At 71.8% G+C, this 12500-nt stretch carries 6 protein-coding genes and 1 tRNA gene; 6 read left to right on the top strand and 1 reads right to left on the bottom strand.

The window, feature by feature from the left end; translation table 11 throughout:
• Positions 1–97 precede the first annotated feature (97 nt).
• The 6 genes from AQJ27_RS26365 (at position 98) to AQJ27_RS26340 (ending at position 10391) form a co-directional block, all read left to right on the top strand.
• On the top strand, positions 98–295 hold the full coding sequence (locus tag AQJ27_RS26365) for a hypothetical protein (RefSeq protein ID WP_054237424.1): 198 nt from the start codon (positions 98–100) through the stop codon (positions 293–295).
• Positions 296–531: 236 nt separating this feature from the next.
• Positions 532–3345, top strand: coding sequence for a type I DNA topoisomerase (gene topA / locus AQJ27_RS26360; protein WP_067373819.1), 2814 nt, complete (start codon positions 532–534; stop codon positions 3343–3345).
• 215 nt (positions 3346–3560) lie between these two features.
• Positions 3561–6905 carry a dTMP kinase gene (gene tmk, locus AQJ27_RS26355; protein ID WP_067373816.1) on the top strand — a complete coding sequence of 1115 codons (3345 nt, stop codon included), beginning with the start codon at positions 3561–3563 and terminating at the stop codon, positions 6903–6905.
• A 77-nt stretch (positions 6906–6982) separates the two neighbouring features.
• Positions 6983–8188, top strand: coding sequence for a DNA polymerase III subunit delta' (locus AQJ27_RS26350; RefSeq protein WP_067373813.1), 1206 nt, complete (start codon positions 6983–6985; stop codon positions 8186–8188).
• 462 nt (positions 8189–8650) lie between these two features.
• A complete protein-coding gene (locus AQJ27_RS26345; protein WP_201264353.1) occupies positions 8651–10210 on the top strand; it encodes an alpha/beta hydrolase in 1560 nt (519 codons plus the stop codon).
• 107 nt (positions 10211–10317) lie between these two features.
• A tRNA-Thr gene (locus tag AQJ27_RS26340) sits at positions 10318–10391 on the top strand.
• Between the two features lie 84 nt (positions 10392–10475).
• Here the strand turns inward: AQJ27_RS26340 and AQJ27_RS26335 are convergent.
• Positions 10476–12497, bottom strand: a complete 2022-nt coding sequence (locus AQJ27_RS26335; protein ID WP_235613629.1) for an ABC transporter permease — start codon at positions 12495–12497, stop codon at positions 10476–10478.
• Positions 12498–12500: the final 3 nt, after the last annotated feature.

Raw genomic sequence — 12500 nt, 5'->3', positions numbered from 1 at the left:
TGCGCCGTCTTCCCGGCGTTCACCGCAGGTTCGCGCGTCGGCTTCCAGGGAGTGGCAACCTCCCCACCCTGGGGCTCCGGGGTGGAAGGACATATCAATGGAAAGCGGACCGGCGATCTTCGTGGGGACGGTGTTCGCCCTGTTCGGAGGCGGACTGCTGGTCTGGACCGCGGTGCGGGTGCGACAGGGCGAGCCCGTCGCCGTCGGTGTGAACCGCGTCGCATCGGCGACGCTCGCCGGCGTCGCCGGAGCTGGTGCGCTGGCGCTGGGGATGTGGTGTTTTACGCGCGCGTGAGGGACGGCTCTCCGGTAACTGAGAGGTCACGCTCCGGATAGACCCGAAAGGGCTGCTGGACACTCCGGGCGGCAGGAATGGCGGTAGTCGGGTTACCGTTCGAGTGGCCGTTGCGGGCTTTTCCCGTTTGACACGGGGGCGGGATGTACCGTCACACTCCGCAGCGTCAGCATGACCCGACCCCCGGGACCAAGGCCTGGGGAGACCCCCTGCGTCGACCGGAGAGAAGAGCGAAGTTGTCCCCGACCAGCGACACCGCACACGGCGGCCGCCGACTCGTCATCGTCGAGTCGCCTGCCAAGGCGAAGACGATCAAGGGCTATCTCGGCCCCGGCTATGTCGTCGAAGCGAGCGTCGGGCACATCCGTGACCTCCCCAACGGCGCCGCGGAGGTGCCGGAGGAGTACACCGGCGAGGTGCGCCGCCTCGGCGTGGACGTCGAGCACGACTTCCAGCCCATCTATGTGGTCAACGCCGACAAGAAGGCCCAGGTCAAGAAGCTCAAGGACCTGCTGCGCGACTCCGACGAGCTCTACCTCGCCACCGATGAGGACCGCGAGGGCGAAGCCATCGCGTGGCACCTCCAGGAAGTGCTCAAGCCCAAGGTTCCGGTCAAGCGGATGGTCTTCCACGAGATCACCAAGGCCGCGATCCAGGCCGCTGTCGCCAACCCGCGCGAGCTCAACCAGAAGCTCGTCGACGCCCAGGAGACCCGCCGCATCCTCGACCGCCTCTACGGCTACGAGGTCTCGCCGGTTCTGTGGAAGAAGGTCATGCCGCGGCTGTCGGCGGGCCGTGTGCAGTCCGTGGCGACCCGGCTCGTCGTCGAGCGGGAGCGCGAGCGCATCGCCTTCCGCTCCGCCGAGTACTGGGACCTGACCGGCACCTTCGGCACCGGCCGCGCCGGTGACGCCAGCGACCCGTCCAACCTGGTCGCCCGTCTGACCGCGGTCGACGGAAAGCGCATCGCCCAGGGTCGCGACTTCGACTCGCTGGGCCAGATCAAGGGCGCGAACACGCTCCACCTGGACGAGACGAACGCCCGTGCGCTCGCCGCCGCCCTCCAGGACACGAACTTCGCGGTCCGCTCGGTCGAGTCCAAGCCGTACCGCCGCTCGCCGTACGCGCCGTTCCGCACGACGACCCTCCAGCAGGAGGCCTCGCGCAAGCTCGGCTTCGGCGCGAAGGCCACCATGCAGGTGGCCCAGAAGCTGTACGAGAACGGCTTCATCACGTACATGCGTACGGACTCCACGACCCTCTCGGAAACGGCGATCTCCGCCGCCCGAGCCCAGGTCACGCAGCTCTACGGCGCCGAGTACCTGCCGGCCCAGCCGCGGACGTACGCCGGGAAGGTCAAGAACGCGCAGGAGGCGCACGAGGCGATCCGTCCCTCGGGTGATCGTTTCCGCACCCCGGCCGAGACGGGCCTGACCGGCGACCAGTTCAAGCTGTACGAGCTGATCTGGAAGCGGACCGTCGCCTCCCAGATGAAGGACGCGGTCGGCAACTCCGTCACCGTGAAGATCGCGGGCACGGCCTCCGACGGCCGCGACGCCGAGTTCAGCGCGTCCGGCAAGACGATCACCTTCCACGGCTTCCTGAAGGCGTACGTCGAGGGCGCGGACGACCCGAACGCCGAGCTCGACGACCGCGAGCGCCGTCTCCCGCAGGTCAACGAGGGCGACCCGCTGTCCGCCGAGGAGATCACGGTCGACGGGCACGCCACCAAGCCCCCGGCCCGCTACACCGAGGCGTCGCTGGTCAAGGAACTCGAAGAGCGCGAGATCGGCCGCCCGTCGACGTACGCGTCGATCATCGGCACGATCCTCGACCGCGGATACGTGTTCAAGAAGGGCACGGCACTCGTGCCGTCCTTCCTGTCCTTCGCCGTGGTCAACCTCCTGGAGAAGCACTTCGGGCGGCTCGTGGACTACGACTTCACGGCCAAGATGGAGGACGACCTCGACCGCATCGCGCGGGGCGAGGCGCAGGCCGTGCCGTGGCTCAAGCGGTTCTACTTCGGCGAGGGCGACGCCGCGGGCGCCGCCGAGGCCGGCAACGGCGACGGGGACCACCTGGGCGGCCTCAAGGAGCTCGTCACCGACCTGGGCGCCATCGACGCCCGCGAGGTGTCGTCCTTCCCGGTCGGCGACGGCATCATGCTGCGTGTGGGCCGCTACGGCCCGTACATCGAGCGCGGCGAGAAGGACTCCGAGCACCACCAGCGCGCGGATGTGCCCGAGGACCTGGCCCCGGACGAGCTGAGCATCGAGCTCGCGGAGGAACTGCTCGCCAAGCCGAGCGGCGACTTCGAGCTCGGTACGGATCCGGAGTCGGGCCACCAGATCATCGCCAGGGACGGCCGCTACGGCCCGTACGTCACCGAGGTACTCCCCGAGGGCACCCCGAAGACGGGCAAGAACGCCGTCAAGCCGCGTACCGCCTCACTCTTCAAGTCGATGTCGCTCGACACGGTGACGCTCGGCGACGCCCTCAAACTGATGTCCCTGCCGCGCGTCGTCGGCAAGGACGCCGAGGGCGTGGAGATCACCGCGCAGAACGGGCGCTACGGGCCGTACCTGAAGAAGGGCACGGACTCGCGCTCCCTGCAGTCCGAGGACCAGCTCTTCACCATCACCCTCGAAGAGGCGCTGGAGATCTACTCCCAGCCCAAGCAGCGCGGGCGCGCGGCCGCCAAGCCGCCGCTCAAGGAGCTGGGCGAGGACCCGGTCAGCGGGAAGCCCGTCGTGGTCAAGGACGGCCGTTTCGGGCCGTACGTGACCGACGGCGAGACCAACGCGACCCTGCGCTCCGCCGACAGCGTCGAAGAGATCACTCCGGAGCGCGGCTACGAGCTGCTGGCGGAGAAGCGCGCCAAGGCTCCCGCCAAGAAGACCGCGAAGAAGGCGGCCGCCAAGAAGGCTCCGGCCAAGAAGGCCCCAGCCAAGAAGACGGCCGCAAAGAAGACGACGACTTCGAAGACGGCTGCCAAGAAGGCTCCGGCCAAGAAGGCCGCCGCCAAGAAGACGGCGGCTTCGGAGAACTGAGGTCCGGGCTTGCGGCCCCCGGCAGGTCTCGCGGACCTTCGTCAGGTCTCGCGGTCTCCGTCCGAGCTCGCGGTCTCCGTCAGGTCCCGCGGCCCCTGTCAGGTCGCGGCTTCTGCCGCAATCAGTTGTGGACGCCCCTACACCTTTCGGTGTGGGGGCGTCCACATGTTCGGGCACCCCTACGGGCAGTCAGTGGGGCCGGATAGGCTTGCAGGATGACGCGAGCCGAGCAGCCAACGGCCCACACTCCGGCCCCCGACGACGCCCTGGTCGCGGATTCCCGCGAGCGCGCCGTCCGCGCGCTGCTGCGCCGACCTCAGCTGAAACGGTTGTGGAGCGCCCACCTGGTGGGCGGTGTCGGTGATGCCCTGGCCCTGCTCGTGCTGGTCATCCTCGTCCTTCAGGCGGCGATCGCGGAGGGTTCCTTCGGCGGTGGCTACCGCGGGGTCGCCCTCGCCGTGGCGGCCGTCTTCGGGGCACGCATTCTGGCCACGCTGCTCTTCGGAGCCGTACTCCTCGGGCCGCTCACCTCGCTGACGTCCCAGGAGGGGCCGCTCGACCGGCGCTGGACCATGGTCGGAGCCGACGGACTGCGCGCCGTGCTCATGCTCCTCGCGCCCCTGTGGATCGACTGGACCCCGGACAACGCACTCGCCGTCCTCCTCGTCCTCGCCTTCGTGACCGGCGTCGCCGAGCGCTTCTGGACGGTGTGCCGGGAGAGCGCGGCGCCCGCGCTGCTGCCCGCGCCGCCGCTGGAGGGCGCCACCGTGCGCCCGCTGCCGGACCACCTGGACGCGCTGCGGCGCCTGTCACTGCGTACGGCCTTCGTGGCGGTGCCGATCGCGGCCGCCACGCTCGTCGTGGTGTCACTCGTCAGCAACCTGCTGGGTGCCGGGATCGCCTGGTTCGGCCAGCACCAGGGGGCGCTCGCCTCGTACGTCGCCGCAGGACTGTTCGCCGCCTCGCTCTCCGTGCTCACGGCCCTCGAACTGCCCGACACCCGCACCCCCCGCGCGCGCTCGCCCCTGGAGGGCCTGCGCCGCCCCAGGACGGGCACGGGCGTCGACAACGGCCGTACCGGCGCGATCCCGCTCCTGGTGCTCGCCTGCGCGGCCGTCGCCGCGGCGATCGCGGCCGCTGTCGCCGTCTCCGTGCTGCAGGCCAAGGACCTGGGCGGCGGACCGGTCACGTACGGCCTGCTGGTGCTGGTGCTGACCGGGGGTGTCGTCATCGGCATCCGGACGGCCTCCTCCGTGCTGCCGTCGCTGTCGCGGCGCAGGCTGCTCTCGCTGGCGATCGCCTTCACCGGGATCGCGCTGCTGGCCGCCGGTCTGGTCCCGGACGTCACCACGGTGCTGCTGATCGCCGGCCTCGCGGGCATCGGCGCGGGCGTCGCCGCGAACACCGGGCACGCCCTGCTCGACCAGGAGACCGAGGAGTACCGGCGGGCGCGTACGACGGAACACCTGCACGCGGTCGTACGGGTCTCCGTGGCGCTCGGCGCTGTGCTGGCGCCCGTGGTGGCCGCGGCGATCGGCCCGCACCGGCTCGAGAACGGCAAGTTCGTGTTCGCGCACGGAGGCGCCGCCTTCACACTGATGCTGGTGGGCGCCCTGCTGCTGCCGGTCGCCGCCCTGGTGCTCGCCAAGGTCGACGACCGCTCCGGAGTGCCACTGCGGCACGACCTGCTGGACGCGCTGCGCGGCGGCGACGACCCGGCGCAGAATTCCACCGCGAACGGGTTCTTCATCGCCCTGGAGGGCGGCGACGGGGCCGGGAAGTCGACGCAGGCGGAAGCGCTCGCGGAGTGGATCCGTGGCAAGGGCCACGAGGTCGTGGTGACCCGCGAGCCGGGCGCCACGCCGGTCGGCAAGCGGCTGCGGTCGATCCTGCTGGACGTGTCGTCGGCGGGTCTGTCGCACCGCGCGGAGGCGCTGCTGTACGCCGCCGACCGCGCCGAGCACGTGGACACGGTGGTGCGGCCCGCGCTGGAGCGGGGTGCCGTCGTCATCTCCGACCGCTACATCGACTCGTCGGTGGCCTACCAGGGGGCCGGCAGGGACCTGTCCCCGACCGAGATCGCCCGCATCAACCGATGGGCGACCAACGGACTGGTGCCGCATCTGACGGTGCTCCTCGACGTCTCCCCGGAGGCGGCGCGCGAGCGCTTCACGGAGGCGCCCGACCGGCTGGAGTCGGAGCCGGTGGAGTTCCACACGCGCGTGCGGTCCGGTTTCCTGACGCTGGCCGCCGCCGACCCGGGCCGGTACCTGGTCGTCGACGCCGCCCAGGAGCCCGAGGCGGTCACCACCGTCGTCCGGCACCGGCTCGACGTGATGCTGCCCCTCTCCGAGGCCGAGGTGAAGGCCCAGGAGGAGGCACGCAAGGCGGCCGAGGAAGAGGCCCGGCGCAAGGCCGAGGAAGAGGCCGCCCGCAAGGCCGAGGAGGAGCGACTGGAGCGCGAGCGCCAGGAACAGCTCGCCCGGCTGCGTGCGGAGGAAGAGGAGCGCAAGCAGCGCGAGCTGGAGGAGGCGCAGCGGCGCGAGGCCGAGCGCCAGGCGGAGGAGGCCCGACAGCGCGCCGAGGAGGCCCGCCGCCGGGCCGAGGAGGAGCGGGCGCGGCTGCTCGCCCAGGAGCAGGCCCAGGCCGCCGAGCAGGACCGGCTGCGCAGGCTGGCCGAGGAGCAGGCACGGCTGAGGGCCGAGGCCGAGGAGCGCCGCCTGGAGAAGCAGCGCAAGGCCGAGGAGGCGTTGCTGCGGGCGGAAGAGGCCCGACGGGCCGCGACGGAGACGGCGGCAGCGGCAGCGGCGGCGGCCGCAGCCACGGCGGCTTCGACGTCTGCTTCCGCCTCCGCTTCTGCTTCGACCGCGGCTCCTGCTTCATCGCCTACGGCGGCTCCCACTTCCGCTTCGGCGCCTGTGGGTTCCGGTGAGCCGGCGGCCGCGGGTCCCGTGGCCGACAACGAGACGACGGTGCCCACGCCGGTCGTGACGCCCCCGAGCGCCTCGGGCGCCTCGGGCGGCTCGGTGGACGAGACGACGGTGCTGCGGCCCGTGCGCTCCGGAGAGAGCCGCGAGCGTTTCCGCTCCGACTCGGAGGAGACGGCCAAGCTGCCGAAGCCGCCCGTGCCCCCGGAGGCGGCGGCCGAGAAGACGGCCGTGCTCCCGCCGGTGGTTCCGGGTGCCGCGGACGAGACCACCGTGCTGCCGCCGGTCGCGCCGGGCGCGGCCGACGAGACGGCGGTGCTTCCTCCGCTACGCGACGGGGGCGCGGGTGGAGGTGCCCCGGATGCCGGTGCGGGTGATCCCGCGAACCGGGTGCCTCCGGGCTTCTTCCGGGACGAGCGGCCCGAGCCCCGGTCCGAGAGGCCCGGTGACCGTACGCGCGAGCTGCCCCAGGTCAACGCCGAGGGCGCACCGCGCCGCCGCCCCCGTTCCGACTGGGCGGAGGAGACCCCGCTCGACGACCTCCCGACCCTGGCGGACGAACTGCTGGGCCCGCGTGACGACGACGAGCAGGACGACGGGCGCGAGGGACGGGGCGGTCGCCGCCGCCGCTGAGGTCCGGGGACCCGCTGTCAGTGGCGACCCGCACAATGGACGCGGCAAGGCAAAGTGCGACGAAAGGGCGGTGCCCCGTGCCGGTATGGGACGACCTGGTGGGCCAGGACAAGGTGAGCGAGCAGCTCGCCGCCGCCGCTCGTGACGCCGACGCCCTCGTCTCGGCGGTCGCCGCGGACAGCCCGCTCCCCGAGGCGTCCAAGATGACGCACGCCTGGCTGTTCACCGGGCCGCCCGGCTCCGGGCGTTCCACCGCGGCGCGGGCCTTCGCGGCGGCGCTCCAGTGCGTGAGCCCCGACCGCGCGCTGGGCGGAGTCCCCGGCTGCGGCTTCTGCGACGGCTGCCACACCAGCCTGATCGGGACGCACGCCGATGTGCAGATCGTCCGCACCGACCTCCTCTCCATCGGTGTGAAGGAGACCCGCGACCTGGTCCGCCGCGCCCAGATGTCCCCGGCTACCGGCCGCTGGCAGGTCATCGTCCTGGAGGACGCGGACCGCCTCACGGAGGGCGCGGGCAACGTCCTTCTGAAAGCCGTCGAGGAACCGGCTCCCCGTACGGTCTGGCTGCTCTGCGCGCCCTCCATCGAGGACGTCCTGCCCACCATCCGCTCCCGCTGCCGCCTGCTCACCCTGCGTACCCCGCCGGTGGACGCGGTCGCCGACATCCTCGTCCGCCGTGACGGCATCGAGCCCGCTGTCGCGGCGGCCGCCGCCCGCGCGACACAGGGGCACATCGGGCGCGCCCGCCGTCTCGCCACGGACCAGCGTGCCCGTGAGCGCCGGGCCGCCGTCCTCAAGCTCCCGCTGCGGGTCGACGACATCGGCGGCTGTCTCAAGGCGGCCCAGGAGCTGATCGACACGGCCTCGGAGGACGCGAAGCAGCTCGCCGAGGAAGTCGACGTCAAGGAGACCGAAGACCTGAAGGCGGCCCTCGGCGCGTCGCAGGGCGGCCGTATGCCGCGTGGCACCGCGGGCGTCATGAAGGAGCTGGAGGACCGGCAGAAGCGCCGGAGAACGCGTACGCAGCGCGACAGCCTGGACCTGGCCCTCATCGACCTCACCGGCTTCTACCGCGACGTTCTCGCCCTCCAGCTCGGCTCCCGGGTGGCCCTCGCCAACACGGAGGCCGAGGATGTACTCGAGCGCCTCGCCCGCGGCGGCTCGCCGGAGGCGACCCTCCGCCGGATCGACGCGATCGCCGCATGCCGCGAGGCGCTGGACCGCAATGTGGCCCCGCTGCTGGCGGTGGAGGCGATGACGATGGCGCTGCGGGCGGGCTGAGCCGAGAGGCTCGAAGACGCGGTCGGGCCGAGGACCCGGAGCCGACAGCGACCGGCGGACGGCTGACAGCGACCGGCGAACAGCTGACAGCGACCGGCGGACAGTCGACAGCGACCGGCGGACAGTCGACAGCGACCGGCGGACAGTCGACAGCGACCGGCGAACGGCCGACAGCGACCGGCGGACAGTCGACAGTGACCGGCGGACAGCGACAGCGGCCGCGACCGGCCGACAGCTGGGACCGTGCCGAGGGGCCGAAGTGAGGAGCTGAGGCGAGGTGTGGGGAGCAGGAGTTGAGTCGCCGTGTTGACGGCATCACTCGTACGAGGCACATGTGCGACTGTTGGTGATCATTGTGTCGCTCAGGGTTACGCTCGCGAGATGTACTCCAGGTACTTCAGGCGCACCCCCCGGCCGCCCCGGTCCCGTCGGCCGAACCGACCCCGCGGTGCGATCCGCGCGATGCGTACCGTCCGTGCGGGCGGCGTGCTGCTCGCCGCCACCACAATGCTCGTCTCCGCCTGCTCCACGGGGAGTTCGACCAGGACGGCCACGACGTCGGCGGACGCGGTGCTGGCCGCACTGCCCCGCGCCACACCCTCCACACTGTCGTCGTACTACGACCAGAAGCTGGCCTGGCGCAGCTGCGGCGTCTCCGGCTTCGAGTGCGCCACGATGAAGGCGCCGCTCGACTACGCGAAACCAGCCTCGGGCGACGTCAAGCTGGCCGTGGCCCGCAAGAAGGCGACCGGCCCCGGCAAGCGCATCGGCTCGCTGCTGGTCAACCCGGGCGGACCGGGCGGCTCGGCGGTGGGCTACCTGCAGTCGTACGCGGGGATCGGCTACCCGGCGGAGGTCCGCGCCCGCTACGACATGGTCGCGGTCGACCCGCGCGGGGTGGCCCGCAGCGAGCCCGTCGAGTGCCTCACCGGCGCCCAGATGGACACGTACACGGAGACGGACGTCACCCCCGACGACAAGAAGGAGACGGGTGAACTGGTCGACGAGTACAAGAAGTTCGCCGAGGGCTGCGGCCGGCACTCGCCGAACCTGCTGCGGCACGTGTCCACGGTCGAGGCGGCCCGGGACATGGACATCCTGCGCGCGGTCCTGGGCGACCAGAAGCTGAACTACGTGGGGGCGTCGTACGGGACGCTCCTCGGGGCGACGTACGCGGGCCTGTTCCCGGAACGGGTGGGCCGCATGGTCCTGGACGGCGCGATGGACCCGTCCCTGTCCGCGCGCAAGCTCAACCAGGACCAGACGGCGGGCTTCGAGACGGCGTTCCAGTCCTTCGCGAAGGACTGCGTGCGCCAGAGCGACTGCCCGCTGGGCGGCCCGGGCATGAGCCCGGACCAGGTCGGCAAGAACCTCAGCGCCTTCTTCAAGCGGCTCGACGCGAAGCCGATCCCGACAGGCGACGCGGATGGCCGCAAGCTCGGCGAGGCGCTCGCGACCACGGGTGTGATCGCGGCGATGTACGACCAGGCGGCGTGGCCGCAGCTGCGCCAGGCGCTCACCGCGGCGATGAAGGACAAGGACGGCGCGGGCCTGCTCGCCCTCTCCGACAGCTATTACGAGCGCGACGCCGACGGCAAGTACGCGAACCTCATGTTCGCCAACGCGGCCGTGAACTGCCTCGACCTCCCGGCCGCCTTCTCCACGCCCGAAGAGGTGGAGAAGGGTCTTCCCGGCTTCGAGAAGGCGTCCCCGGTCTTCGGTGACGGCCTGGCCTGGGCCTCCCTGAACTGCGCGTACTGGCCCGTGCGGCCCACCGGCGAGCCGCACCGCATCGAGGCGAAGGGCGCGGGCCCGATCCTCGTGGTCGGCACCACCCGGGACCCGGCCACCCCCTACGCCTGGGCCAAGTCCCTCGCCTCCCAGCTCTCCTCCGGCGTCCTCCTCACCTACGTCGGCGACGGCCACACCGCGTACGGCCGCGGTAGCGTCTGCATCGACTCCACGATCGACCGCTACCTCCTCCAGGGCACCCCTCCCGCGAAGGGAAAGCGCTGCGCATAGCCCTCCCGCACGCCCCGGAACCGGTCCTCCCGGGGCGTGTACGGAGCACCCCTGGAAACTGTGTAGACTTACCGACGTTGCTGATCGCACCATAGTGCGGACAGCGCGCCGCCTTAGCTCAGATGGCCAGAGCAACGCACTCGTAATGCGTAGGTCTCGGGTTCGAATCCCGAAGGCGGCTCTGTGGAAGCCCCAGGATTCTCACTCGCCGTGACCTGGGGCTTTTGCTTTTTTTCTGTTCCTTCCTGGGGCGGCTCGTCACGCTTCAGTCCGGGCGTGGGCCCGCGTCTCTCACCACCTCGCGGAGCAGCGGGCGGCTTGCCGCGCTCGCGCCGGCCAGGCCGGCGAAGCCGAGGGCCAGGCAGGCGCCGAGGAGGGTGACGCCGCGGGCGTCCAGGTGCGGGGTGCCGCCGGCGAATGTCAGGGGTGCCGCGCAGAACAGGCCGATGAGTACCGCGCCGCCCGCGAGCACCGCGCCGGGCAGCACCGACTCCGTACGTCTGGCCGCGTCCAGGACCCGCAGGGGGGTGCCCGCCAGATGCAGCAGGCCGTAGGCGCGGCGGCGGTCCAGGACGGACGAGGCGGCCGTGATGCCCGTCGAGGCGATGGCGATGGTGAAGCTCGCGCCGAGCACGGCCAGCGTCGAGAGGTGGAAGTCGTGGTCGAACTGCCGTGACTGCCAGTCGATGTCCGTGCCGGTGATCGGGTACTGGCCGGGTACGAGGCCGCTGAGCGCGGCGCGTGCCGCGTCGAGGCGGGCCGGGTCCGTGATGGTCGCGGTGACCTGGCGTTCGGAGCCGGTACCTGTGCCGGTGGCGACCCAGTCGGTGTTCGTGCCGACGGTGGCGTCGATGTGCGCGCGCTTCAGGCGGGCGTCGGCCTGTTGCCGTACGGCGGCGACCCGCTCCTTCGGTACGGACAGCGAGAGTTGGTCGGGACTGCTCCAGGGCGAGCCACCGGCGATGCTGAACAGTGCGAAGAAACCGGCCACGAAGCCCGCCAGCGTCAGCCCGGACACCGCACGCCACACCGACTTGGGGTCGTCGAGCAGTCGGCGCCCCGCCAGGAGCGTCGTAGGGCGCCGTGCCAGACCGGCGACGAGACCGCCGAGCACGCCGACCACCCAGGGGCCGATGACGGACAGCGCGGCGAAGACAGCGGCGCAGCAGTACACCACCGTGTTGATGTCGGCCCCCTTGTCCTTGCTGATCTGCCAGTAGCCGATCAGCACGGCGACGAACAGCAGCGCGCGTACGGCTTTGATGCGGGGAGCGCGGGATCGGCGTACGACCCCGAGCGGGCCCACGACCACCTGCCGCAGCCCGGCCAGCGCGCTGACCGTCACCATCAGCACCACGCCGGCGAGCACGGCGAGCAGCACGGGCGCGCCCACCCACAGGTCGGAGGCATACCAACTGCCGCCCGCCACGGGCACCTTGGCCACCAGTGGCAACAGTGTCGCGTAGCCCAGCGCGCCCACGAGGGCCCCGGCCGCACCGGTCAGCGCCGCCTCGGCCGCCGCCAGCCCCGCGATCCGCCCCGGCGCGGCACCCACCAACCGCAGCATGGCCAGCCGCGAGTCGCGGCGCGAGACGGACAGCCGGGCGGACGAGGCGCCGAGCACCAGCAGCGGCACGATCACCAGGAGCGTGGCGAGCTTCGTCAGGTCCTGGTATTGGGAGGCGATGCCGTCCGTCGTGCGCCTTCCCGTGAAGTCCGCGACGGGCGTGGGGGTCGCGATGTCGCCCGGGCGGCGTGGGTCGGTGCCGCGCTTCGTCGTCATCGCCGGGTCGTCGGCCCGGTATCCGACGACTGCCACCTTCTCGCGGGGCCTGGCCAGTGCGGCGCGGCCGAGCGTGCCCGTGGTGGTGGCCCTGCCCGGCAGATTGCCGAGTGCCGGTGAGGTCCACACCTCGCCGGGCTCGGGGAAGCGCGGCATGCCGGGAGGAGCGGGTGCCTTGGCTTGCTTGCCCGGCAGTACGGCGATGTCGATGACGGTCACGGGCTCGCCGTTGATGAAGGTGGTGCCTACTGCCTGTAGGGCTACGGCGCGCGAGAGTTCGGCCGTGGCGGGGGTGCGCCAGTCGGTGTGCGCGGCGCGTTCGCCGAAACCGAGGTTGGCACCGACGCACAGGAACAGCAGCGTGGTGCAGAGTGCCGAGGCGGCGACGGAGAGCCCCACGCCGAGATGGCCGTGCCGCCCACCGCCTCGCAGCAGCCGCCAGGTCAGGGTCCAGGTCGTACGGTCCAGAGTCCGCGCCGGCCGCATCGTTCTTGTCGGCCTCATCGT

Origin of the sequence: Streptomyces olivochromogenes (genome assembly GCF_001514115.1) — a bacterium.
In the GTDB taxonomy this organism is placed as follows: Bacteria; Actinomycetota; Actinomycetes; order Streptomycetales; family Streptomycetaceae; genus Streptomyces; species Streptomyces olivochromogenes.
The sequence above is the reverse complement of the archived record's forward strand: the minus strand, read 5'-3'. Positions and strand labels throughout refer to the sequence as shown.